The organism is Isoptericola sp. NPDC056573, from assembly GCF_042793335.1.
In the GTDB taxonomy this organism is placed as follows: Bacteria; Actinomycetota; Actinomycetes; order Actinomycetales; family Cellulomonadaceae; genus Isoptericola.
Window position 1 is genome coordinate 1 of sequence record NZ_JBHTUY010000001.1, and the last position, 22,220, is coordinate 22,220.

General features: G+C 74.9%; 21 protein-coding genes and 1 tRNA gene. 11 read left to right on the plus strand and 11 right to left on the minus strand.

The annotated features are described in order from the left end of the window. From ACFQ8E_RS00005 to ACFQ8E_RS00020, 4 genes are all read left to right on the plus strand, one after another. Positions 1 to 677 (plus strand): glycosyltransferase (locus ACFQ8E_RS00005; RefSeq protein WP_430548519.1); only part of this gene is annotated, 677 nt, incomplete at its 5' end. Next, the gene (locus tag ACFQ8E_RS00010; protein ID WP_430548520.1) at positions 670 to 2,523 is read left to right on the plus strand and encodes an ABC transporter ATP-binding protein; all 1,854 of its coding nucleotides are present in this window, start codon (positions 670 to 672) and stop codon (positions 2,521 to 2,523) included. The genes ACFQ8E_RS00005 and ACFQ8E_RS00010, both read left to right, overlap by 8 nt. Continuing rightward, a complete protein-coding gene (locus ACFQ8E_RS00015; RefSeq protein ID WP_430548521.1) occupies positions 2,513 to 4,897 on the plus strand; it encodes a phosphotransferase in 2,385 nt (794 codons plus the stop codon). Before ACFQ8E_RS00010 ends, ACFQ8E_RS00015 begins: the two co-directional genes overlap by 11 nt. After that, the gene (locus tag ACFQ8E_RS00020) at positions 4,894 to 6,273 is read left to right on the plus strand and encodes a UDP-glucose dehydrogenase family protein (protein ID WP_430548522.1); all 1,380 of its coding nucleotides are present in this window, start codon (positions 4,894 to 4,896) and stop codon (positions 6,271 to 6,273) included. Before ACFQ8E_RS00015 ends, ACFQ8E_RS00020 begins: the two co-directional genes overlap by 4 nt. On the opposite strand, the gene ACFQ8E_RS00025 is transcribed toward ACFQ8E_RS00020, so the two are convergent. The 3 genes from ACFQ8E_RS00025 to ACFQ8E_RS00035 form a co-directional block, all read right to left on the minus strand. Next, positions 6,263 to 7,510: an NAD(P)/FAD-dependent oxidoreductase gene (locus tag ACFQ8E_RS00025; protein ID WP_430548523.1), complete on the minus strand. Its 1,248-nt coding sequence runs from the start codon at positions 7,508 to 7,510 to the stop codon at positions 6,263 to 6,265. The genes ACFQ8E_RS00020 and ACFQ8E_RS00025 overlap by 11 nt on opposite strands. A gap of 86 nt (positions 7,511 to 7,596) precedes the next feature. Continuing rightward, entirely contained in the window at positions 7,597 to 8,565 is a 969-nt protein-coding gene (locus ACFQ8E_RS00030) for an epimerase (protein ID WP_430548524.1), read from the minus strand. 2 nt (positions 8,566 to 8,567) lie between these two features. Beyond that, the gene (locus tag ACFQ8E_RS00035; protein ID WP_430548525.1) at positions 8,568 to 9,212 is read right to left on the minus strand and encodes a TetR/AcrR family transcriptional regulator; all 645 of its coding nucleotides are present in this window, start codon (positions 9,210 to 9,212) and stop codon (positions 8,568 to 8,570) included. A gap of 79 nt (positions 9,213 to 9,291) precedes the next feature. Between ACFQ8E_RS00035 and ACFQ8E_RS00040 the strand changes: the two genes are divergently transcribed. Next, complete coding sequence (locus tag ACFQ8E_RS00040) at positions 9,292 to 9,744, plus strand: hypothetical protein (RefSeq protein ID WP_430548526.1); 453 nt, start codon at positions 9,292 to 9,294, stop codon at positions 9,742 to 9,744. A 33-nt stretch (positions 9,745 to 9,777) separates the two neighbouring features. On the opposite strand, the gene ACFQ8E_RS00045 is transcribed toward ACFQ8E_RS00040, so the two are convergent. The 3 genes from ACFQ8E_RS00045 to ACFQ8E_RS00055 form a co-directional block, all read right to left on the minus strand. Beyond that, positions 9,778 to 9,854 (minus strand) — tRNA-Pro (locus ACFQ8E_RS00045). 93 nt (positions 9,855 to 9,947) lie between these two features. Further along, the gene (locus ACFQ8E_RS00050; RefSeq protein ID WP_430548527.1) at positions 9,948 to 10,889 is read right to left on the minus strand and encodes a metallophosphoesterase; all 942 of its coding nucleotides are present in this window, start codon (positions 10,887 to 10,889) and stop codon (positions 9,948 to 9,950) included. After that, positions 10,874 to 13,252, minus strand: coding sequence for a transglycosylase domain-containing protein (locus ACFQ8E_RS00055; protein WP_430548528.1), 2,379 nt, complete (start codon positions 13,250 to 13,252; stop codon positions 10,874 to 10,876). Before ACFQ8E_RS00055 ends, ACFQ8E_RS00050 begins: the two co-directional genes overlap by 16 nt. Before the next feature lie 131 nt (positions 13,253 to 13,383). Between ACFQ8E_RS00055 and ACFQ8E_RS00060 the strand changes: the two genes are divergently transcribed. Both ACFQ8E_RS00060 and ACFQ8E_RS00065 read left to right on the plus strand, forming a co-directional pair. After that, a complete protein-coding gene (locus tag ACFQ8E_RS00060; RefSeq protein WP_139820690.1) occupies positions 13,384 to 13,548 on the plus strand; it encodes a DUF4177 domain-containing protein in 165 nt (54 codons plus the stop codon). Then, complete coding sequence (locus tag ACFQ8E_RS00065) at positions 13,548 to 14,012, plus strand: RidA family protein (RefSeq protein ID WP_430548529.1); 465 nt, start codon at positions 13,548 to 13,550, stop codon at positions 14,010 to 14,012. The genes ACFQ8E_RS00060 and ACFQ8E_RS00065 overlap by 1 nt, the downstream gene beginning before the upstream one ends. Positions 14,013 to 14,574: 562 nt before the next feature. Here ACFQ8E_RS00065 and ACFQ8E_RS00070 read toward each other — a convergent pair. Then, entirely contained in the window at positions 14,575 to 15,252 is a 678-nt protein-coding gene (locus ACFQ8E_RS00070; RefSeq protein ID WP_416345052.1) for a Crp/Fnr family transcriptional regulator, read from the minus strand. 208 nt (positions 15,253 to 15,460) lie between these two features. On the opposite strand from ACFQ8E_RS00070, the gene nth reads away from it, so the two are divergent. Beyond that, positions 15,461 to 16,210: an endonuclease III gene (gene nth, locus ACFQ8E_RS00075; RefSeq protein WP_430548530.1), complete on the plus strand. Its 750-nt coding sequence runs from the start codon at positions 15,461 to 15,463 to the stop codon at positions 16,208 to 16,210. An 18-nt stretch (positions 16,211 to 16,228) separates the two neighbouring features. On the opposite strand, the gene ACFQ8E_RS00080 is transcribed toward nth, so the two are convergent. Further along, positions 16,229 to 17,161 (minus strand): alpha/beta fold hydrolase, encoded by a 933-nt coding sequence (locus tag ACFQ8E_RS00080; protein WP_430549021.1) that lies wholly within the window; start codon positions 17,159 to 17,161, stop codon positions 16,229 to 16,231. A 60-nt stretch (positions 17,162 to 17,221) separates the two neighbouring features. Continuing rightward, positions 17,222 to 17,983: a winged-helix domain-containing protein gene (locus tag ACFQ8E_RS00085; protein WP_430548531.1), complete on the minus strand. Its 762-nt coding sequence runs from the start codon at positions 17,981 to 17,983 to the stop codon at positions 17,222 to 17,224. A gap of 299 nt (positions 17,984 to 18,282) precedes the next feature. On the opposite strand from ACFQ8E_RS00085, the gene ACFQ8E_RS00090 reads away from it, so the two are divergent. After that, the gene (locus tag ACFQ8E_RS00090) at positions 18,283 to 19,029 is read left to right on the plus strand and encodes a hypothetical protein (RefSeq protein WP_430548532.1); all 747 of its coding nucleotides are present in this window, start codon (positions 18,283 to 18,285) and stop codon (positions 19,027 to 19,029) included. Positions 19,030 to 19,069: 40 nt separating this feature from the next. Here ACFQ8E_RS00090 and ACFQ8E_RS00095 read toward each other — a convergent pair whose 3' ends face one another. Both ACFQ8E_RS00095 and ACFQ8E_RS00100 read right to left on the minus strand, forming a co-directional pair. Next, entirely contained in the window at positions 19,070 to 19,744 is a 675-nt protein-coding gene (locus ACFQ8E_RS00095; protein ID WP_430548533.1) for a YceI family protein, read from the minus strand. 189 nt (positions 19,745 to 19,933) lie between these two features. Then, positions 19,934 to 20,320, minus strand: a complete 387-nt coding sequence (locus ACFQ8E_RS00100; RefSeq protein ID WP_430548534.1) for a DsrE family protein — start codon at positions 20,318 to 20,320, stop codon at positions 19,934 to 19,936. A 169-nt stretch (positions 20,321 to 20,489) separates the two neighbouring features. Here ACFQ8E_RS00100 and ACFQ8E_RS00105 point away from each other — a divergent pair, with 169 nt between their 5' ends. Beyond that, entirely contained in the window at positions 20,490 to 21,050 is a 561-nt protein-coding gene (locus tag ACFQ8E_RS00105; RefSeq protein WP_430548535.1) for an FABP family protein, read from the plus strand. An 11-nt stretch (positions 21,051 to 21,061) separates the two neighbouring features. Next, complete coding sequence (locus ACFQ8E_RS00110; RefSeq protein ID WP_430548536.1) at positions 21,062 to 22,213, plus strand: YgfZ/GcvT domain-containing protein; 1,152 nt, start codon at positions 21,062 to 21,064, stop codon at positions 22,211 to 22,213. Positions 22,214 to 22,220: the final 7 nt, after the last annotated feature.

Genomic DNA, 22,220 nt, shown 5'->3' on the forward strand with positions numbered 1-22,220 from the left:
CCCTGCCGCATTCTTCGCGCGGACGTATCCCTCCCGAAGTGGAGGGCGCCCTGGCGCCCGTGAACGCGTCCGCGCGAAGAATGCGGCAGGGCGCGGCCCAGTTCACCGTCCTCTTCGTCGGCACCCTCAAGCCCTGGCACGGGCTCGACGTGCTGATCGACGCGTTCGCCGGTGTCCGGAGCAGAGTCTCCGAGGCGAGGCTGCTGCTCGTCGGCGACGGCCCCGAGCGTGAGGCCGTCCTTGCCCGGGCGGACGCCCTCGGGGTGGGGGACGCGGTGGAGCACGCGGGGGCGGTGCCGCCGTCGGACGTCCCCCCGCTGCTGCTCCGGGCCGACGTCGCCGTGGCGCCGTACCCGCCGCTCGACGGCTTCTACTTCTCGCCGCTCAAGGTCTACGAGTACCTGGCCGCCGGGCTGCCCGTCGTCGCGAGCGCGGTCGGGGAGCTGTCCGAGGCATTGGAGCACGGGGCGGCCGGCGTGCTCGTCCCGCCCGGCGACGCCGTCGCGCTGGCCGACGCGCTCGTCGCCCTCGCGCGCGACGACGACCGCCGCGCCGCGCTCGGCGCACGCGCGCGGGAGGTCGCCGTGGAGCGGCACGACTGGTCCGTCGTCGTGCGGCGGGCCCTCGGGTTCGCCGGGGTGCGCCTGCCCGAGCACGCGGGGGCCCGCCGTGGCTGACACCACCGCCGGCGTCGGCGCCACGCACCGGTACGCGCCGCGCTCGATGCGTGAGGCTGGCCGCTCGTTCCGTCGCTTCTGGCCGCACCTGCGCCACCACGTGCGCCCGGAGCGCCGGCTGTTCGTGCTGGGCGGCCTGGCGATGCTCGCCGAGGTGGGGATGCGGCTGCTGGAGCCGTGGCCGCTGAAGTACGTGGTGGACGGCATCGTCGCGGCCACGGGCTCGACGGCGGCGGGGCCGGAGCCGGCGAACCTGCCCGCGCTGATCCTGCTCGCGGCGGGGTCGCTGCTCGTGATCGTGCTGCTGCGCGCCGGCGCGGCGTACGCGTCGACCGTCTGCTTCTCCCTGGCGGGCAACCGCGTGCTCACGGGGGTGCGCGCCGACGTGTTCGCGCACCTGCAGCGGCTGTCCCTGCGGTTCCACGACGGGTCGACGACGGGCGACCTCGTCACGCGCCTGACCAGCGACGTCACCCGCCTCAAGGAGGTGTCGGTGACGGCGATGCTGCCGATGGTCGGCAACGTCGTGACGCTCGTCGGCATGGTCGTGGTGGTCGCGGTGCTCGACCCGCTGCTGGCGCTCGTGATGGTGGTGGTGCTGCCCGTCTTCCTGCTCACCAGCTCGCGCCTGTCCCGCACCATCCGGAAGGTCTCGCGCGACCAGCGCAAGGCGGAGGGCCAGCTCGCGTCGCTCGCCACGGAGACGCTGGGCGCGGTCAAGGTCGTGCAGGCGTACGCGCTCGAGGACCGGATGGGCGGGCGATTCGCCCGCTCCAACTCCTCGTCGCTGCGCGAGGGCGTGCGCGCCAAGCGGCTGTCGGCCGGGCTGGAGCGCTCCACCGACGTCCTCGTGGGCGTCGCGACCGCCGTCGTGCTGTTCGTCGGCGCGCAGCGGGTGCTCGACGGCGCGCTGACGCCGGGCGAGCTGACCGTGTTCCTCACCTACCTCAAGGCGGCGTTCAAGCCGATGCGCGACATCGCGAAGTACACCGGCCGCATCGCGCAGGCCGGGGCGTCGGGGGAGCGCGTCGTCGAGGTGCTCGAGAGCCGGCCCGAGGTGGCCGACGCGAGCTGGGCGCGGCCGATCGGGCGGGCGCTGGGCGACGTGCGGTTCGAGGGCGTGTGGTTCTCCTACGTGCCCGGCCACCCGGTGCTGCGGGGGCTGGACCTGGCCGTGCGGCCGGGGGAGCGGGTCGCGGTCGTGGGCGCGTCGGGGGCCGGGAAGTCGAGCCTGGTCTCGCTGATCTCCCGCCTGCGCGACCCCGACGCGGGCGTGGTCCGGATCGACGGCCACGACCTGCGCAACCTCACGCTCGACAGCGTGCGGCGCTCGGTCGCCGTCGTGCTCCAGGAGAGCGTCCTGTTCCACGGCACCGTCCGCGAGAACATCACCGCGGCCGTGCCCGACGCCACCGACGAGCAGGTGGAGCGCGCCGCGCGCGTGGCGGGCGCGCACGACTTCGTCCTCGCGCTGCCGGACGGCTACGAGACGGTCGTGGGGGAGCGGGGCGGCACGCTGTCCGGCGGGCAGCGCCAGCGCCTCGCCATCGCCCGCGCGGCGATGCTCGACGCCCCGGTCGTGGTGCTCGACGAGGCCCTCACCGGGCTGGACGAGCAGACCGAGCACGAGGTCGTCGACGCGCTCGGCCGCCTGACGCGGGGCCGCACCACGTTCGTCATCACGCACGACCTGGACGCCGCGCGAGACTGCGAGCGCGTGGTGCGGCTCGACGGCGGCCGCGTCGTGGCGTCCGGCCCGCCCGCCGACGTCCTCGGCGACGGCCCCGACCTGCCGGCGGCGCCCGCGCCGCGCACCCCGGAGGAGGTGGCGTCCCGTGGCGCCTGACCTGACGCTCGACCGCGCCCGCCCCGCGACCGTGCGGGAGGTCGCCGCCGCCGACCCCGCGATCCCCGCGCTCGGCGATGTCCTCGACCTCGACCGCCTGACGGCGCGCCTCACCGCCGTCTCGGGAGCGCCGGGGACGGTCTCGCGGCCGTACTTGCGGTACAAGCCGGGCACCAGCGTCGTGCTGGCGTGCCGGTGGACGGGCGCCGAGGGCTCGCGCGACGTCCTGGTGCGTGCGTACGCCGACGGGTCGCGCGGCAAGCTCGACAAGGGTCTCGACCCGCGCCGGCCGGACGAGGTGCTGCTGCTCGACCGGTCCGCCGGGCTGGTCGTCACCGACTGGTCCGCGGACCGGCAGCTCCCCGCGGCGCGCGACGTCGCGGCGGTCGCGGCCGACGCCGTGGGGTGGCCTGCCACGTGTCGGCTGCTGCGCCACAACCCCGAGCGCCGGGCGGTGGTGCACGCCGACGGCCCGCGCGGCGAGGCGCTGGTCCGGCTGGTGCGGCCCGCCGCCGTCGTCCCCGCGGCCCAGGGGTACGGGCTGCTGGCCGCGGCGGCGGGCGCTGCCGGCGCGCCGCGGGTGCCGCGGCTCCGCTCCGTCGACGCCGACCGGGGCGTCGTCGTCACCGACTGGGTGCCGGGCCGGTCGCTCGACCGGCTCGACGCGTCCCGCACGCTGGACGACGGCGCGCTCCGCGACGTCGGCGCGCTCGCCGCGGCGCTGCACGGCGCGCGACCCGCCGGAGCCGGCCTGCCCCCGCGCCCGGACGGTGCCGTCCCGCTGCACGGCGACCTGTCCCTCGACCAGCTGGTGCGCTCGCCGGCCGGCGAGCTGTGGCTGGTCGACGCCGACGCCGCCCGCTGGGGGCGGCCGGCCGAGGACCTCGGCTCCCTCGCCGCCGCGCTCGTGCGGGCGCACGCCGACGCCGCGGCGGCGCGGCTCGTCGCGGTCCTCGACGGCTACGTCGCGGCGGGTGCGGGTCCGGTCCGGGAGCCGGAGCTGCGCGCCGCCGTCGCCGAGCACCTGCGACGTCGCGCCACCGAGCCGTTCCGGCGGTTGGAGGACCGCTGGGCGGCGACGTCCGCCGCGCTGCGGGCGCTCGCGGACGACCTCGAGGACGGCCGCGGCGGCGCGCTGGGCGCCGCGATCACGACCGGGTGGTCGCGGGGATCGTCCGCCCGGCCGGACACCCCGGCCGCCGACGCCGTGCGGATCCGCACGGCGCCCGTCGCCGCGGCGCTGGCCGGCGCGCTCGCGGCGCAGGGGCACGCCCTGCGGGCGGTGCTCCCGCGCTCGGCGGAGCGGCTGCTCGTCGTCGGCACCGACCGTGACGGCGCCGTCCTGGCCGGGCGCTGGGACGCCGGGCCGGCCACCGCGCCCGGCCGCGGGGCGGGGGCACGCACCGACGGGGGCCCCGCGGCAGCGCGCGGACCCGTGCCGGTCGCGGGCGGTGCCCTCGCGCTCCAGCCCGACGGCGTGGACCCGCGCCTGCCCGGCCTGGCCGCCCGCGTCCGCGGCGGGGCGACGCTCGTCGCGCACCGCTCCGGCCGACGCGGCGTGGTCCGCGACCCGTCCGGCACGTACACGAAGGTCACGCGCCCCGGCCGCGAGCCCGCCGACGTCGCCGTGCCCCCGGCGGCGTTCGCCACCCCGGAGGTCCTGGACCGCGGCGACGGGTTCGTCACCGCCGCAGCGCTGCCCGGGCGCACGCTCCACGAGCTGCTGCGCGACCCGGGCACGCCGGGCGGCGTGCTCGACGGGGCGGGGCGCGCCGTCGGGTGCGGGCTGCGACGGTTCCAGGACGCGTCGCCGCACGGCCTCGCGGGGCACGACGTCGACGCCGAGCTCACGGTCGTCGCCCACTGGTGGGGGCTGGCCGCCGCCCACGGCGCGACGACGCCGGCGGACGCGGACGCCGTCGTCCGACGGGTGCGGGCGGTGCTCGACGCCGCCCCCGCGGCTCGGCCCGTGCTCACGCACCGCGACCTGCACGACAAGCAGCTGCTCGTGCACGTCGACGACGACGCCGGGCCGGGCAAGGGCGTGCGCGTGGGCCTGCTCGACCTGGACCTCGCCGTCGTCGCGCACCCGATGCTCGACCTGGCCAACCTGCTCGTGCACCTCGAGCTGCGGGCCCACCAGGGCGTGTGCTCGCCCGCGCGCGCCGCCCGCACCGCCCGCGCCGTCCTGGACGGCTACGGCGCCACCCCCGACCCGGGTGCGCTGCGCGCGTGGGCCGTCTCCGCCCGCGCGCGCCTCGCCGCGGTCTACGCGTTCCGCCCGGCGCCCGGGGACGTGCCCGGCGCGCTCCTGACCGACCTCGAGCGGCCCCTGCCGTCCGAGCCCGCCCTGCTCACCCTGGAGGACCGATGACGCACGCCACCACGACCACCGGGCACGACGCGCCGGAGCCCACCCGTGTCACCGTGATCGGCACGGGCTACCTGGGCGCCACGCACGCCGCGTGCCTGGCCGAGCTGGGCTACGACGTGCTCGGACTGGACGCCGACCCGGCGAAGGTCGCCGACCTGGCCGCCGGGCGGCTGCCGTTCTACGAGCCAGGGCTGGCGGAGCTCGTCGAGCGGCACACCGCCACCGGGCGGCTGCGGTTCACGACCGACCCGGCGGAGGCGGCCGCGTTCGCCGACCTGCACTTCGTGTGCGTCGGGACGCCGCAGCGCCGGGACTCGATGGCCGCCGACACGAGCCACGTCGAGGCCGCCGTGTCCGCGCTGGTGCCGCACCTGCGCGGCGACGCGCTGCTCGTCGGCAAGTCCACCGTCCCCGTGGGCACGGCCGCCGGGCTGCAGGCCCTCGCCGACGGTCTCGCGCCCGTGGGCGTCGAGGTGGGCGTGGCGTGGAACCCGGAGTTCCTGCGCGAGGGCCGCGCCGTCGAGGACACGCTGCGCCCCGACCGGATCGTCGTCGGCGTCACCGACCCGCGGCACGAGAAGGCCCTGCGCGAGCTGTACGCGCCGGTGGTCGACACGGGTGTGCCGCTCCTCGTCACCGACCTCGCCACGTCCGAGCTGGTCAAGGTGGCCGCGAACGCGTTCCTCGCCACGAAGATCTCGTTCGCCAACGCGATCGCCGAGCTGTGCGACGCGGCAGGCGGCGACGTCGTCGCGCTCACCGACGCGATCGGGCACGACGCCCGGATCGGGCACCAGTTCCTGTCGGCGGGGCTCGGGTTCGGCGGCGGCTGCCTGCCCAAGGACATCCGTGCGCTCATGGCGCGGGCCGGCGAGCTCGGCGTCGACCAGGCGCTGACGTTCCTGCGCGAGGTCGACGCCATCAACATGCGCCGCCGGTCGCGCACGGTCGCGCTGGCGGTCGCGGAGTGCGGCGGCAGCGTGCTCGGGCGGCGCGTCGCCGTCCTGGGGGCGGCGTTCAAGCCCGGCACCGACGACGTGCGCGACTCGCCCGCGCTCAACGTCGCCGCCCAGCTGCAGCTGCAGGGCGCGCACGTGCGCGTGCACGACCCGCGCGCCAACGCCACCGCGGCCCGCACGTTCCCCACCCTCGGCTACGCGGACACCGTCGAGGACGCCGTCACCGGCGCCGACCTCGTGCTGCACCTCACCGAGTGGCAGGAGTTCCGCGACCTCGACCCGGCCTCCCTCGAGCCCGCCCGCCGGGTCGTCGTGGACGGTCGCAACGCGCTCGACGCCGACCGCTGGGCCGCCGCCGGGTGGCGGGTGCGCGCCCTCGGCCGCCCCGCCGTCGGCCCGGCGCCGGTCAGCCCGTGAACGCCTCCAGCTCGGCGCGGGGGACCTGCCGGCGGGAGCGGATCAGCTCCTCGACGTCGTCCATGCGGTCCCACACGTTGACGGCCATGCCCGCCTGCACCTCGCCGTCGCGCAGCCAGAACGCGACGAGCTCGCGGTCGTCGGTGGAGCCGCTGATCACCACCTCGGTGTCGCCGGCGCGCGGGTCGACGAACCCCTTGTACTCCATCCCGACGTCGTACTGGTCGCTGAAGAAGTAGGGGAGGACGTCGTAGACGGCATCGTCGCCGAGCATCGCGCGGCCGGCGTGCGCGCCGGTGTCCTGCGCCACGGCCCAGTGCTCCACGCGCAGCGGGCGGCCGTAGTGCGGCGACGGGACGGAGGCGATGTCGCCCGCGGCGTAGACGTCGGGGGCGGAGGTGCGCAGGGTGCCGTCCACGACGATCCCGCCGCCGAGGTCGCGCGAGCGCAGCTCGATCCCTGCGGCCGACGCGATGCCCACGTTGGGGGTCACGCCCACGCCCATCACCACGAGGTCGGCCTCCAGGTGGGTGCCGTCGGCGAGCTCGACGCCCTTCACCCGGCCGGACTCGCCGGTGAACGCGACCACGTCGCCGCGGTGCCGCTGCACGCCGCGCTCGTCGTGCAGCTTCCCGTACAGGGCGCCGAGCTCGGGGCCGAGCGGCGCCTCCAGCGGGTGCTCCAGCTGCCCGACGAGGCACACGTCCAGGCCGAGCATCCGCGCGGACGCGGCGACCTCGGTGCCGATCCAGCCGTCCCCGACGACGACGACCTTGCCCTCGCCCTCGAGCGACGCGGGCAGCAGGAGCCCGGCGAGCAGGTCGGCGTCGTCGACGGTCCGCAGGGTGTGCACGCCGATGAAGCTCCGGCCCGGCACCTGGAGCGCGCGCGGCGTCGAGCCGGTCGCGAGCAGCAGCTTCGAGTAGCCGAGCGTGGAGCCGTCGGCGAACGTCACCTCGTGGTCGGCCGGGGCGAGGTCGACGACGGTCGTGAGCGTGCGCAGGTCGATGGCGTGGTCGTCCCACCAGCCCGCCTTGAGCGGGTAGATGACGTCGGGCTCCGCCTGCCCCCGCAGGTAGTCCTTCGACAGCGGCGGGCGCTCGTAGGGGCGGTGCCCCTCGGAGGTGACGACGACGAGGTGGACGTCGGGGTCCTGCTCACGGACGGCCTCCACGGCCCGGGCGGCGGCGAGGCCACCTCCGACGACGACGACGGGTGCGGTGGACGGCGCGGGCATGGTGGACTCCTGACCAGCGGGGAAGAGGGCTGCCGAGGCCGACGGTGCCACAGTTACGCGATGCTGGCGACCCTCCGCCCGCTCCGTCAGCGGCGCCCGACGGCGTCGTCGATCGCGGGCCCCATGTCGGGCCAGAGGAAGTCGAAGCCGGCGGCGCTCAGCGTCTCCGGCAGCACCCAGCGGCTCTTGAGCACCAGCTCGGACTCGTTGCGCAGCGCCCACAGCGCGGGCTCGAGCAGCCAGCGCGGCGTGGGGATCCCCACCGGCATGCCGACGGCGCGGCGCAGCTCGGCCATGAGGGTGCGGTTGTCGCTCGGGTGCGGCGCGGACAGGTTGACCGGCCCGGTGAGCTCGTCGTGGGCGTCGAGGAACCGGATCGCGGCGAGCACGTCGTCGACGTGGATCCAGGAGAACCGCTGCCGGCCGCCCGAACGGTGGATCGGCACCGGGCCGCCCGTCGGCTCGTCGCCGATGCCGCGGTAGCGGCGGTGCTGGAACCACCAGCCGTCGTGCTGCGGACCGCCCACGCCGAGCCGGGCGATCCGGGCCAGCAGGTCGGACGCCGGCCCGCCGAGCACGATCGCCATGCGCAGCGCGACCCGCCGGGTGCCGGGCAGGTCGCCGGCGAACAGCTCGCGCTCCCAGCTGCGGGCGACGTCCACCGAGAAGCCCGTGCCCAGCTCGCCGTCGGACTCGGTCTGCGGGCGGTCCGTCGCGTACCGGTAGATGGTGGCGGTGCTGGCGTTGAGCCACAGCCGTGGCGGTGTCGCGGCCGCCTCGATCGACGCGCGCAGCGCGCGCGTGGTGGCGACGCGCGAGCGCAGGATCTCGTCGCGGTTCGCCTCGGTGTACCGGCAGCCGACGCTCTTGCCCGCCAGGTTCACCACCAGGTCGGCGCCGTCGACGGCGCGGGCCAGCGCGGCGGGGTCGTCCCAGCGCGCGTCGGGGCCCGTGCGACCGACGCGCACGACGTCGTACCCGCGCTCCGACAGGTCGGCCACCAGCCGGTGCCCGATGAACCCGTTCCAGCCCGCGACCACAGCGCGTCGACGCATCGTCATCCCTTCCGTGCCTGCCTGAGGAGGGCCCTGGCGGCCGCCGGCCAGACCCGCGACCTCTGGTCGCGGGCGGCCAGGAGGAGCAGCGCGACCTGGTCGAGCACGCCGTCGACGTCGGGCTCGCCGTAGTGGGCCTGCATGGCGACGCCGTCGCCGATGGAGATCAGCACCTCGGCCATCGCGCGCGGCCGGACCCAGGCCTGGATGTAGCCGTCGTCCTGCATCTGTGCCATGAGCGTGGCGAGGTAGTCGACGAGCTCCGCGTGCAGGTCGCGCAGCGCGCCGGCCAGGGCCGGGTGGGACGACGACGCCGCGACCGCGCTCGCGTAGGCGGCCAGGTCGTCGCGGGCCACGGCGAACGTCCCGCCGATGGTGCGGAGCGCGGCGAACAGCCGCTCCGCCGGGTCGCCGTCGGTGTCGAGGGCCGCGCGCACGGGCGCGATCCGCTCGGTCACGAGCCCGGTCAGGGCCTGCGCGACCAGCTCGTCCTTGGACCCGAAGTGGTAGGTGATGGCCTGCAGGTTCACCCCGGCGGCGCGGGTGATCTCCCGCGAGGTCAGCCCGGCGGTCCCGTGGACGCGCAGCGCGGCGACGGTGGCGTCGAGCAGGCGCCTGCGGGTGGCCTCGGCGCGGTCCTGGGTCACGCCCGTCAGGGTAGACCAGTTGCCAGTCATACGTGTGTATGGTTCATTGGCGGTTCGTCGACGGAGCCGCGAGGGGACCGTGAGCCGGACCAGGTGGTGGAGCACGAAGCGGGTGTGGCAGGTCGTCGCGCTCGGGCTGGTCGTCGCGGCCGCCGTCTTCCTGCTCACCGCGCCGATCTATCAGTCCGAGTCCGTGTGTTCCGGGGGAGCGACGTACTCGTCGACGGGCGAGCTCGTCTCGGAGTGGGAGACCTGCGAGCCGGCGACGTCGATGCTCGCCGCCGGGGCGTGGTCGTACGTCACGGGGGTGGTCGCCCCGGTCCTGCTCGCCGCGCTGCCGCTGGCGGCCCGCGGCCGGGCGTGGACCGTGCTGTCGATCGTGTCGGCGGTCTGCCTCGTGGTCTATGTCCTGCTCGGCGGGTTCTCCGTCGGCCTGTTCTTCGTCCCCGGCGCGCTGTGCGCGGTGGTCGGCGCGGTCCTTCGCCGCCCACGACCGGGCACAGGCTTCCAGGCAGAGCAAGAGGCCCCCTGATCAGCGTTTCCGCTGTTCAGAGGGCCTCTCGGCTGGTCGGGGTGACAGGATTTGAACCTGCGACCTCTTCGTCCCGAACGAAGCGCGCTACCAAGCTGCGCCACACCCCGAAGGACTTGCTCCCGCGCCCCAGGACCTACGTCCTCGTGCGGAAGCCTGCTCAGAATAGCCGACGATCCGGCCTGGACGAAAACGAGATCCGGCTACCGGGCGGTGAACGTGAGCAACGTCGCCTCCGGGCGGCACGCGAAGCGCACCGGGGCGTACGGCGAGGTGCCCGCGCCGGCCGACACGTGCAGCCACGCGGAGCCTGCGCCACCGGTCTCGTCGGGCCGCGGACCCGGCCAGCCGTGCAGCCCGCTGGCCCGCCGCCGGTCGATGTCGCAGTTGGTGACGAGCGCGCCGACGCCCGGCAGACGCAGCTGCCCGCCGTGCGTGTGGCCGGCGAGGACGACGTCCGTACCGTCGGCGTGCATCCGGTCCAGCACCCGCCGGTACGGGGCGTGCGTGACGCCGAGGTGCAGCACCGCGTCGTCGGGCCCCGCGCCGGACGGAGCCGACGACGGGGGGAAGTCGTCGCGGTCCAGGTGCGGGTCGTCCACGCCCACCAGGGACAGCAGGCGGCCGTCGGCCTCGACCGTGTCGCGCCGGTTGGTGAGGTCCCGCCAGCCGGCGGCGACCATCGCGCCGGCCAGCTCGTCGGACGGCAGCTCGGCCGGGCGGGTGTGCACGATGCGGGTGTCGCGCCGCAGGTACCGCGCCGGGTTCTTCGGCACCGGCGCGTAGTAGTCGTTCGACCCCATGACGAAGGCACCGGGCGCGGTCGTGAGCAGCGGCGTGAGCGCCTCCAGCAGGGGGCCGAGCGCGTCGCGGTGGGCCAGGTTGTCACCCGTGTTCACCACCAGGTGCGGCTCGTACTCCGCCAGCGACTGCACCCAGGCGATCTTGCGGCTCTGCGACGGCGTGAGGTGCAGGTCGGACACGTGCAGCACGCGCAGGTCGGGCTCGCCCGGGGGCAGCACCGGCACCGTGGCCCGACGCACCGTGAAGAGCTTGGTCTCCAGGTGTGCGTAGCCGAGGCCCGCGACGCCGGCGGCGACGAGCCCGCCCGCGACCTGCCAGCCGGGGGTCAGTTGTCGCCCCACGCGTCGCCGAGCGACTCCCAGTCACCGTTCTGGACGGCGTCCCAGGCGGCCTCCGCGTTGGCGCGTCCGTTGCCGTTGCCGTTCCCGTTCCCGTTGCCGCCGCGGTCGTTGCCCTCGTCGCCCTTGGGCTCCTTGCCCTTGTCGCCGCCGTCGTCGTTCGAGCCGCCGCCGTCGTCGTTCGTCGACGGGGGCGGTGCCGTGACGCCCACCATCTTCGGGTCCGGGGCGCCGAAGTCCTTGACGGGCAGGTCGGAGACGGCCTGGTCCATGTACTCCTTCCACGCCGGAGCAGCCACGGTCGAGCCGTAGAGGACACGGACCCACTTGCCGTTCACCCACATGCCGTTGGTGTGGTCCTCGTTGGGGCGGTCGGCGTTGCCGACCCACACGGACGTGGACAGGTTGGGCGTGAAGCCCGTGAACCACGTCTGCGCCGACAGCTGCGACGTACCGGTCTTGCCGGCCACCGGGCGGCCGTCCGCGAGGCCGCCGAGCTGGCGGGCCGTACCCGTGCCGGAGAAGACCTTCTCCATCGCGAACACCACGGTGTTGGCCACGTTCTCCGGGAGCGCGTCCTTCTTGCACTTCGCGTCCGGGACGTCGTAGTCCTTGCCGCCCGGGCCGGTGATGCTCGTGATGGCGATCGGGGAGCAGTAGGTGCCGCCGCTGGCCAGCGTCGCGTAGGCGGCCGCCTGGTACAGCGGCGTCGACTCCTGGGTACCGATGATCATCGGCGCCTGGATGTCGATGTCCGACTCCTTCGGGTCGGTCACGACCCGCCCGCCGTCCTGGACGGAGCGCGTGGGGCGGAAGCCGATGTCCCAGGCGGTGCTGCGCAGGTCGCAGAGGTTGAGCTGGTACCCCATGGCCGCGTAGGCGGTGTTGACCGACTCGTACGTCGCCTCGAGCGCGGAGATGTACCCGACCTCGACGCCCTCGGAGTTCGCCGGCGCCCACGGTTCGGCGGCGGCCAGGTTGCCCACGCACGGCGTCTGGAAGTTCTGCGGCCAGCGCGCCTGCTTCGTCGCGTTCACGCGCTCGCTCAGGGTGTGCCCCTCCTTGAGCCACTCGGCGAGGACGAACGGCTTGAAGTTCGAGCCCACCTGGAAGCCACCGGAGGCGCCGTGCGTCGGGTCGGCCGCGTAGTTCACGCGCGTGGTCCCCTTGCCGCCCTCGGACGGCGTGTAGGGGATGTTCTGGGCCATCGCGAGGACCTTGCCCGTGCCCGGCTCGACGGACGCGATCGCCGACTGCAGACCGCTCGAGTCGCCGGCGGGGACGGCGTTCTTGACCGCCTTCGCTGCCGCCTTCTGCTTCTTCGGGTCCAGCGTGGTGTGGATCTCGAGACCGCCGCGGTACAGCAGCTGCTGACGCTCGGACTTCGTCTCGCCGAACACCGGGTTGGTGACGATCTCCTTGGTGACGTAGTCGCAGAAGAACGCGGAGTCACCGGCGGCGGCGCAGCCGATCTCCGTGGGGTTGACGTCGAGCGTCTTCTTGATCGACGCCGCCTTCGCCTCGTCGCGCTCCTCGGTGGAGATGTAGCCCAGCTTCCACATGTTCTGCAGCACCAGGTCGCGACGCTCCTTCGCCTCCTTCGGGTTCACCGTGGGGTCGAAGCGGCTCGGCGACTTCGTGATGCCGGCGATGGTCGCGGCCTCGACGACGCTCAGCTTGGAGGCGTGCTTGTCGAAGTAGTAGCGGGCCGCGGCCTCAACGCCGTAGATGCTGCGCGAACCGAACTGCGCGGCGTTGAGGTAGCCCTGCAGCACCTCGTCCTTCGACATCGTCTTCTCGAGGGAGATGGCCATCTTCGCCTCGGTGAGCTTGCGCGAGATCGAGTCCTCGCTCGCCTTGATGACGCCGAACTGGTCGCCGTCCTGCAGCGCCTGGTCGATGAGCATGTTCTTCACGTACTGCTGCGTCAGCGTGGACGCGCCCTGCGTGGCGTGGCCGGCCACGTTGTTGGCCAGCGCGCGCGTCATGCCCTGCACGTCGATGCCGCCGTGCTCGTAGAAGCGCTCGTCCTCGATGGCGATCACCGCGTGCTGCATCGGCTCGGAGATCTCGTCCAGCGGCACCACGATGCGGTTCTGCGCGTAGAACGTGGCGAGCAGCTTGCCGTCCGCGGCGTAGATGCGCGACTGCTGCGACATCGGCCGCGGCTCCAGCTCCGCCGGCACCTCGTCGTAGATCGCGACCGTGCTGTCGGCCGCGGCGTTGGCGCCCGCCACCATCGGGATGACCAGCCCGGCGGCGAGGACGCCGCCCACCCCGGCCGCGAGGACGAACGCGAGCAGCAGGGCGACGAGCTGGGTCGCCGGCATCGTGCGCGTGATGCGGCGAGGGTCGGATTTGGCCATGCCCACCAGGGTACGGGCTGTGCCCGAGGCAGCACGGCCGCGACGCCGGTACCGCTGTGCAGATCGTGTGGACCGGTCGTGGGAGCGGCGGGACGACAGCGGTCGGAGCGGTCGCTGGTTACGATCGCGGCATGGCTACCACGTGGGAGTACGCGACCATCCCCCTGCTGATCCACAACACCAAGGCGATCCTCGACCAATGGGGGGCCGACGGGTGGGAGCTCGTCCAGGTCGTCCCCGGCCCCGACAGCACCAACCTGGTCGCCTACCTCAAGCGCCCCTCCGGCGGGCAGTGATGAGCGCCTCGCCCGAGGCCCGCCTCGCCGAGCTCGGCATCACCCTGCCCGACGTCGCCGCGCCCGTCGCGGCGTACGTCCCCGCCGTCCGCTCCGGCAGCTACGTCTACACGGCCGGCCAGCTGCCGTTCGTCGACGGCGCCCTGCCGCTGACGGGCAAGGTCGGCGCGGGGGTCTCCCCGGAGGAGGCCGCCGACCTGGCGCGCACCTGCGCCCTCAACGGGCTCGCCGCCGTCCGCTCCCTCGTGGGCACCCTCGACGGCGCGCGGATCGTCAAGGTGACGGGCTTCGTCGCCTCCGACCCGTCCTTCACCGGCCAGCCGGGCGTCATCAACGGCGCGTCGAACGTGCTCGGCGAGATCTTCGGCGACGCGGGCGTGCACGCGCGCTCCGCGGTCGGGGTGGCGGTGCTGCCGCTCGACTCCCCGGTCGAGGTCGAACTGATCGTCGAGCTCGCCGGCTGAGCTGTTGTTGCGGTCGCTGCCTTTTGGTTGCGGCCGCGGGTGGGGACGAGGTCCTTCGCCAGGTCGCGTTCACGGGCCCCAGGGGGCCCTCCACTTCGGGACGTCTACGACCTGGCGAAGGACCTCGTCCCCACCCGCTCCTGCACCGTCTCGCGCTCCGCTTCCTCGGATGACGCGCTCGACGTCGATGCTCGCGGTACGCCGTTCGACGAGCGGCCCCGAGTCGTGCCCGGCGGCAGGTGGCTTCGGGGCTCAGCTCCCCGGCTGGAGTACAGCACCGGCAGATTCCCCCACCACGAGGGAGCGCGCCGCTCACCCCGACCGAACGCGGCGTCGCGCGACCTCGGGCCGCGGGGCGGCGACACCGTAGCGGGGTTCGCGCCGCCGTCGGGCTTCAATGCCGTGAGCAGACAGCAGAGCAGGCGGGAGAGGCGTTCTTCGCCGGGTCGTAGACGTCCCGAAGTGGAGGGCCCCCTGGGCCCGTGAACGCGACCCGGCGAAGAACGCCTCTCCCGCCTGCGTCAGCGAGAAAGGTGACGGCCGCAACCAAGGCGGCCCAAGGCTAGCGAGCCCGCCGCTCCAGACGGTCGATGTCGAGCAGCACGACCGCGCGACCCTCACGACGCACCCATCCGCGCGTCGCGAAGTCCGCCAGGGCCTTGTTGACGGTCTCGCGGGAGGCGCCGACGAGCTGGGCGAGCTCCTCCTGCGTGAGGTCGTGGGCGACCCGGATGCCGTCGTCGTTCGGCTCGCCGAAGCGGGCGGACAGGTCGAGGAGGGCCTTGGCGACGCGGCCGGGGACGTCGGAGAAGACCAGGTCGGCCAGGGTCTCGTTGGTGCGGCGCAGGCGGCGCGCCAGGGCGCCGAGCAGGGTGGTGGCGACGCTGGGGTGCGCGGCGATCCACTGCACGAGGGCCTGGTGGCGCAGCTCGTAGACGAGCGCGTCGGAGACGGACGAGGCGGTCGCCGTGCGGGGGCCCGGGTCGAACAGGGACAGCTCGCCGAACATCTCGCCGGGGCCGAGGATCGACAGCAGGTTCTCCCGGCCGTCGCTCGACCGCCGGCCGAGCTTGATCTTGCCCTGCGCGATGACGTACAGCCGGTCGCCGGGCTCGCCCTCGCGGAAGAGGACGTCCCCGCGGGTCAGCTCGACCGGGACCATGGACTCGAAGAGCGCCTTCGTCTCCTCGGATTCCATGTCCGCGAAGAGAGGGGCGGAGAGCACGACGGTGTCGTCCACAGGATTCCTCACGTGGTTCGGGGGCGGCCGTCCCGGGTCGGGTGCGGTCGTCCGGGGGTTGTCAAGAGGGTGTGTTCCGGTTCTCAGTCTGCCTCACCGCACCAAATCGCGGCACGACGAAGCGCCGGGAAGCCCGGGGAGAGCCCCGAGACGGCGCCACCGGATCCGGCGCGGGCGGGCTGTCGGAGTGGATGGCTACGCTCGGACCGTGCCGACGAAGCCCGCCTCCTCGACCGCCCTCCCGTCCGACGCGACGCCCACGGGCGAGTCGCGGGTCGCGCTGGTGCGGCGCGCGCGCCGCATCGACCGCGAGCTGGCGGTGACGTACCCGGACGCGCGCGCGGAGCTGGACTTCACGACGCCGCTGGAGCTGCTGGTGGCGACGGTGCTGTCGGCGCAGACCACGGACGTGCGGGTCAACGCGACGACGCCGGCGATCTTCGCCCGTTATCCGGACGCCGCCGCGTACGCGGGCGCGGACCCGGCGGAGATGGAGGAGCTGTTCAAGCCGCTCGGCTTCTTCCGCGCCAAGACGCGCTCGATCATCGGGCTGGGGCAGGCGCTGGTCGAGCGGTTCGACGGCGAGGTCCCGGCCCGCCTGGACGACCTGGTGACGTTGCCGGGGGTGGGGCGCAAGACGGCGAACGTGGTGCTGGGCAACGCGTTCGGCGTCCCTGGCATCACGGTGGACACGCACTTCGGGCGCCTGGCGCGCCGCTTCGGCTGGACGGACCAGGAGGACCCGGTCAAGGTCGAGCACGAGGTCGGGGCGCTGTTCCCGAAGAAGGACTGGACGATGCTGAGCCATCACCTCGTGTGGCACGGGCGACGGCGGTGCCACGCGCGGCGGCCGGCGTGCGGGGCGTGCCCGGTGGCGCGCTGGTGCCCGTCGTTCGGGATCGGGGAGACGGACCCGGTCGCGGCGGCGAAGCTCGTCAAGCCGGGGCCACGGGGCTGACCCGGCCCTGACGGGGTGTCAGCGGGCGGCGAGGGCGTGCTCGAGCCAGTCGACGAGCAGCTTGCCGACCTCGTCGGGGGCCTCCTCGGGCAGGAAGTGCCCGGCGCCGTCGACGGTCTCGTAGCGGAAGTCGCGGGCGAGCGCCGCGCCGTCGACGGGGGCGTGGCGGGGGTCGACGAAGCCGTCCAGCTCGCCCTGCACCTGCAGCACCGGGACGTCGACGGGCTCGCGCAGCGCGGCGAGATAGCGGCGGCCGTCGGGGCGCGGGGTCGAGCGGACCATCCAGCGCAGCGACTCCATCACGGTGTGCGCCGCGAACGGGATCCGCATCACGGTGCGGTACAGCTCGTAGGCGTCGGTGCCGAGGGGGCGCGCGGCGCCGTCGCGCAGCACGCGTGCCACCTGGTCGCCGTCGGTGAGCCGGCGCTCGGGCAGCGTGGGCAGCTGGTAGGCGGCGAGCTGGCGGCGGGCCAGCGGGGTGAGCAGCTGGCGGCCCGAGACGTGCAGGCGGGCCGGGTGCGGCGCGGAGACGGCGGCCACGGCCGCGGTCACGGCGGGCTGCAGCCGCGCCATCGACCACGCGGTGACACCACCCGTGCCGTGCCCGACGACGACGGCCCGGTCGTGGCCGAGGGAGCGCACCACGCCCGCCACGTCCTGCGTGCCGGTGGGGACGTCGTACCCGGACGGGGGCTTGTCGGAGGCGCCCACGCCCCGCAGGTCCATCGCCGCCACCCGGTACCCGGCGTCGGCGAGCTGCTCCATCTGGTGCCGCCACGCCCACCAGAACTGCGGGAAGCCGTGCAGCAGCACGACGAGCGGGCTGCGGCCGCCGTTCGTCCGGTCGGGCCCGGCGAGCGCGACATGGAAGCGGGCGCCGTTCGCGGGCACGAGCTCGTGCCGCCAGGGTCCGTCGACCAGGGCGCTGGAGAAGTCGCTGGAGTCCGACATCGCGGTCACCGGTCGAACCTACCTGGTGCGGTGCGCCGGGGCCCGTGCGGGCGCGCGGGTTCAGCGGGTGGGGGCCGCCCGCCCGGCCGCGCCCGTGCCGTCCGACGTCGTGGCGTCGTCCGCGTCGGCGCCCTCCACCGGCCGGGGTTCCTTGGGCGGGTCGAACCGGTAGCCGACGTTGCGGACGGTGCCGATGAGCTGCTCGTGCTCGGGGCCGAGCTTGGCGCGCAGGCGCCGCACGTGCACGTCCACGGTGCGGGTGCCGCCGTAGTAGTCGTAGCCCCAGACCTCCTGCAGCAGCTGCGCCCGCGTGAACACGCGGCCCGGGTGCTGCACCAGGTACTTGAGGAGCTCGAACTCCTTGTACGTGAGGTCGATGGGGCGGCCGCGCAGCCTCGCGGTGTAGCCGCCGGCGTCGATCGCGAGGTCGCCGGCGGCGATCTCCTGGGGGCCGTCGTCGACGGGGCCGCGCTCGGACCGCTCGATCACGAGGCGCAGGCGCGCCTCCACCTCGGCGGGCGAGGCGGCCTCGAGCAGCAGGTCGTCGGCACCCCACTCGTGCGTGACGACGGTGAGCCCGCCCTCCGTGAGCACGAGCACGAGCGGCACGGTGAGGCCGGTGGCGTGCAGGAGCCGGCACGTGGTGCGGGCGGCGACGAGGTCACGACGCGCGTCGAGCAGCACGACGTCGGAGTCCGGGGCGTCCACCAGGGCGGACGGCTCCATGGGCAGCACCCGGATCCGGTGGTTCAGCAGGCCCAGGGCGGGCAGCACCTCGACCGACCCGCCGGACGCGGGCGTGAGGATCAGCAGCTCGGCCACCGGCACCTCCTCCCGGTCGTCGGACGGTCCGTTCGACAGCGTCCGACAGGTGCGTCCGCCAACGTACCGCGGTGCGGCGTGGATCACACCGCACCCGTCCCGGTCGTGTGACCGGTTCCCGCAGTGTGCCCCGAGCCGTGTTGCGGGCGCGTTTCCGATCGGCGACCGGACTGTGACGGGCGTGGCCGCGGCGTGGCGGCGGTGGGTCGCGGACGGGTCGCGGCACGGTCGCGGCACGGCTCGTGGCCCCGGGTCGTGGACGGCGGGGACGCCGCCCGCCGTCTGCGACACTCGTCGTCGTGACCGTGACCACCCGCGCCGTCTGGACGGCCGTCCTCTCCGCCGTCGTCGCGGCGGCCGCCGCCCTCGACGACTACGGGATCCTGCCCCTGACGGCGGTGGCCGGGGGGCTCGTGCTGCTCCTCGCGGCCGGCTGGGGCCCGTTGCTGCGGCTGCCGGCCCCGGGCGGGACGACGGTCGTCGTGGCGGTCGCCGGGCTCGGCGCGGTCGCCGTGGCGTGGGCCACCCAGGGCGAGCCGGTGCTGCGCAACGTGCCGCTGGTGCTCGCGATGGCGCTGGTGCTGGCGTTCGTCGCGGAGATGCTGCGCCGCGGCGGGCGGCCCCGGCTCGTGGAGTCCGTGAGCGGCACGGTGACCGGCGCCGTGGTCGCGGTGTGCTGCTCCGGCTGGGTGGCCGCGGGTCGCTCGGAGGCGGGCGCGGCGCTCGTGGTCGTGAGCGCGCTCGGCCTCGCGGTCGCCGCGGCGGTGTCGGCGACGCCGGTCGCGCGCGGCTGGGCGGGCTCGCTCGTGGGGGTGGCGCTGGGCGCCGTCGCCGCGGGCGGGGTGGCGACGCTCCTGCCGGCGATCGACCCGGTGAGCGGCCTGGTGGCGGGCGCCGTGACCGGCCTGGTGGTCGCGGTGCTGCGCCTGCTGTTCGAGCGTCAGCCTGCGCTGACGGGGCGCCGGGCGGTGCTGGCCGCGGTCACGGCGCCGGTCGCCGTGAGCGGCATCCTGGTGTTCGTCGTGGGGCGGCTCGTCGTCGCCTGAGCAGGGTCGCCGCCTCGCGGCGGCGGGCCCGGGGCGGGCGTCACGCCGGGCGCTCGACCACGCCCGCCAGGTTGATCGCCTCGCCGGCCAGCTCGATGCGCACCTTCTTGCTCACGAGCACGCCGCCGGCCTCGAGCGGGACGTTCCACACCAGCCCGTACTTCTCGCGCTCGAAGTCGGCCGCCGCGCTGAAACCGAAGATGTCGCGGCCGTACGGGTCCCGACCAGCCCCGCCGAACTCGGCGTCGAGCGCGATGGGGTGGGCGATGCCGCGGATCGTCAGGTTGCCGTGGAGCACGAACTTCGCGGACGTCTTCAGCGTGCTGGGGGCGGTGTCGGCGCGACCCGGCGTGCGGCCCTTGAGGCGGGCCCACGAGAAGATCGGGTCGACCTCGGTGCGCCACTCGATGCCCGTGCTGCGGAACTCGATCGTCGGGAAGTTCTCCACGTCGAGGAAGTCGGGGCTGCGCAGGTGCGCGTCGCGGTCCGGCAGGTGGGTGCTGATGGTCGCGGCATCCAGCGTCGCGGTCACCGACGACTGCAACGGGTCCTCGGCCACGCGGATGGTCGCGCTCCCCGACGAGAACTCGCCGCGCACCGGGCTCACCATCATGTGCATCGCGAGGAAGCCGAGCCGCCGGTGCTCCTTGTCGAGCACGTAGTCGCCGGCGGCGGGGATGACGAGGTCGTTCCAGGTCCTGGTGGACGAGGTCATGGATGGTTCTCCGTGGTCGCGACGTCGGCCGGCGCCGTGCGGGGCGGGCCTCTGGGGCACGTGCGCCCGCCGGCCGGCTCGACGGCAGGGCGTCACTGGATGCTTCAACGTTCAATCTACGGCACGGGGGGTGCCCGGCGGGAGTGCGTCCGGGGGCCGGGTGGTGTGCCTCACACCGGGTGCGCGGCGTCAGTAGACGAGCGCCTGGGCGCCCGGGCGCAGCACCTCCTCGGCGAACACGGCGGCCCCGGCGATGCGCACGCCGGGCAGGACGTCGTCGGGCCCGAGGCCGCGGCGGGCGGCGCACTGCGTGCAGAGGGTGACCGTGCCGGCGGCGAGGACGGCGTCGAGCAGGTCGCCGGCGGGCGCGGCGTGCTCGAGCGAGAGCTCCGCGACCCGGCCGGGGACGGCGAACCACGCCGCCTCCCCGGTGAGCCACAGGCTCACCTCCGCGCCGGCGGCGACGGCCGCGGCCGCCACGGTGAGCGCCTGGTTGGCGGCCTCCGGCCGGTCCGTCCCCGACGTGGTCTTGATCACGAGCGAGCGCGCGGGCGTCGCAGCGGTGGGGGTGCTCATGGGCGGCGACCTTACTCACGCTGACCGATGCCGGGACGGCTGGGTAGGATCGCGGCATGTCGATCCACGCTCTCGAGGCAGTGTTCACCGGTCTGCTGGTCGTCGTGTCGGTCACGATCCTCTGGTTCGCCGGCTACGTCGTCTACAAGCTGTTCCAGGGCCAGCGCTGATGCCCTTCGCCTTCCCCGAGGGCCTCGCGCCCGAGGTCTACCCGCTCGCGTGGCTCGTGGGCCGCTGGCAGGGCGAGGGCGTGATCGAGTACACCGGCATCGACGAGACGCCGTTCGTGCACGACCTCGTCTTCGACCACGACGGCGGGCCCTACCTGCGCTTCGAGTCCACGCTGCGCGTGCGCTCCGCGGCGGCGGCCGACGGCGAGGGCACGCCGGGCGACGACGAGCCCGACACGGTCTGGTCGACGGAGACCGGCTACTGGCGCGTGTCGACCGACCGCCCGGAGGGGCTGGAGGACGACCGGCACGCGCTCGAGGTGCTCGTCACCGACGCGTCGGGCCGGCTCGCCCTGTTCCTCGGCGTCGCGGGCAACGGCCGCATCGACCTCGCCACGGACTTCGTGGCCCGCACCTCGACCGCCGCGGAGGTCACCGCGGCGAAGCGCCTGTACGGCCTGGTCGAGGGGCGCCTGATGTGGGTCGAGGAGCTCGCCGCGTTCGGGCACCCGCTCGGCTCGTACGCCTCCGCCCAGCTCGACCGCGTCGAGAACGACTGAGAGGGCGTCCGATGGACTCGCCGCTCCTGGCCCGACAGGGCGCCGTGGCTGCCACGGGTGCCGACGAGGGCGTGGCCTGGCACTACGGGGACCCGGTCGCCGAGCAGCGTGCGCTCGCCCGCGGCGGGGCCGTGGTCGACCAGTCCCACCTGGGCGTCGTGCGCGTCGCCGGCCCCGACCGCCTGTCGTGGCTGCACTCGATCACGTCGCAGGACGTGCAGGGTCTCGCGCCGCGCACCTCCACCGAGCTGTTCGTGCTGTCCCCGCAGGGCCACGTCGAGCACGCCGCGGGCGTCGTCGACGACGGCGAGGCCACCTGGCTGGTCACCGAGGGCGACCACGCCGCGCCGCTGGCCGCCTGGCTCGAGCGCATGAAGTTCATGATGCGGGTCGAGATCGACGACCTCTCCGCCGAGTACGCGGCGCTGGGGGAGCCGGTCGCCGCCGAGGGCGTCGAGGGCGAGCCCGTGACCTGGTGGGACACCTGGCCGCGCGTCGCCCAGGGCGGCACCCGGTACGGCCCGCCCGAGACGGAGCACCCGGGCCTCGACCGTCCGTGGCGGCTCGTCCTCGTGCCGCGCGCCGACCTGGAGGCCGCCGTCGCCGAGCGTGAGGCCGCCGGATGGCGCCTGGCCGGAACGTGGGCCACCGAGGCGCTGCGCGTCGAGGCGTGGCGCCCGCGGCTGGCGCACGAGGTCGACCACCGCAGCGTGCCGCACGAGCTCGACTGGCTGCGCACCGCCGTCCACCTGCACAAGGGCTGCTACCGCGGTCAGGAGACGATCGCACGCGTGCACAATCTGGGCCGCCCGCCGCGGCGGCTGGTGCTGCTGCACCTGGACGGCTCCCAGCACGTGGTGCCCGAGGCGGGCGCGGAGGTCTTCGTGGGCGGGCCGGAGGGGCGTGCCGTCGGCACCGTGACCACGGTGGCGCGGCACCACGAGCTCGGCCCGGTCGCCCTCGCCGTGATCAAGCGGTCCGCCCCCGAGGACGCCGAGCTCACCGTGGTGGGCGACGTCGGCGGGCAGGAGCTGCAGGTCGCGGCCGCGCAGGAGGTCGTGGTGCCGGGCGACGGCGTCTCGGCCGACCGGCCCGAGGCGCACGGGCCGCTGACGCGCGGCCTCACCCCGCGCGGGCCCGACGCCCCGCAGAGCCTGCTGTGAGGGGCCT

Coding starts and splice junctions, on each gene's coding strand:
- ACFQ8E_RS00020 (WP_430548522.1), top strand. CDS start 4,894: ATGACGCACGCCACCACGACCACCGGGCACGACGCGCCGGAGCCCACC.
- ACFQ8E_RS00025 (WP_430548523.1), bottom strand. CDS start 7,510: ATGCCCGCGCCGTCCACCGCACCCGTCGTCGTCGTCGGAGGTGGCCTC.
- ACFQ8E_RS00030 (WP_430548524.1), bottom strand. CDS start 8,565: ATGCGTCGACGCGCTGTGGTCGCGGGCTGGAACGGGTTCATCGGGCAC.
- ACFQ8E_RS00055 (WP_430548528.1), bottom strand. CDS start 13,252: ATGGCCAAATCCGACCCTCGCCGCATCACGCGCACGATGCCGGCGACC.
- ACFQ8E_RS00060 (WP_139820690.1), top strand. CDS start 13,384: ATGGCTACCACGTGGGAGTACGCGACCATCCCCCTGCTGATCCACAAC.
- ACFQ8E_RS00065 (WP_430548529.1), top strand. CDS start 13,548: ATGAGCGCCTCGCCCGAGGCCCGCCTCGCCGAGCTCGGCATCACCCTG.
- ACFQ8E_RS00080 (WP_430549021.1), bottom strand. CDS start 17,161: ATGTCGGACTCCAGCGACTTCTCCAGCGCCCTGGTCGACGGACCCTGG.
- ACFQ8E_RS00095 (WP_430548533.1), bottom strand. CDS start 19,744: ATGACCTCGTCCACCAGGACCTGGAACGACCTCGTCATCCCCGCCGCC.
- ACFQ8E_RS00100 (WP_430548534.1), bottom strand. CDS start 20,320: ATGAGCACCCCCACCGCTGCGACGCCCGCGCGCTCGCTCGTGATCAAG.
- ACFQ8E_RS00105 (WP_430548535.1), top strand. CDS start 20,490: ATGCCCTTCGCCTTCCCCGAGGGCCTCGCGCCCGAGGTCTACCCGCTC.
- ACFQ8E_RS00110 (WP_430548536.1), top strand. CDS start 21,062: ATGGACTCGCCGCTCCTGGCCCGACAGGGCGCCGTGGCTGCCACGGGT.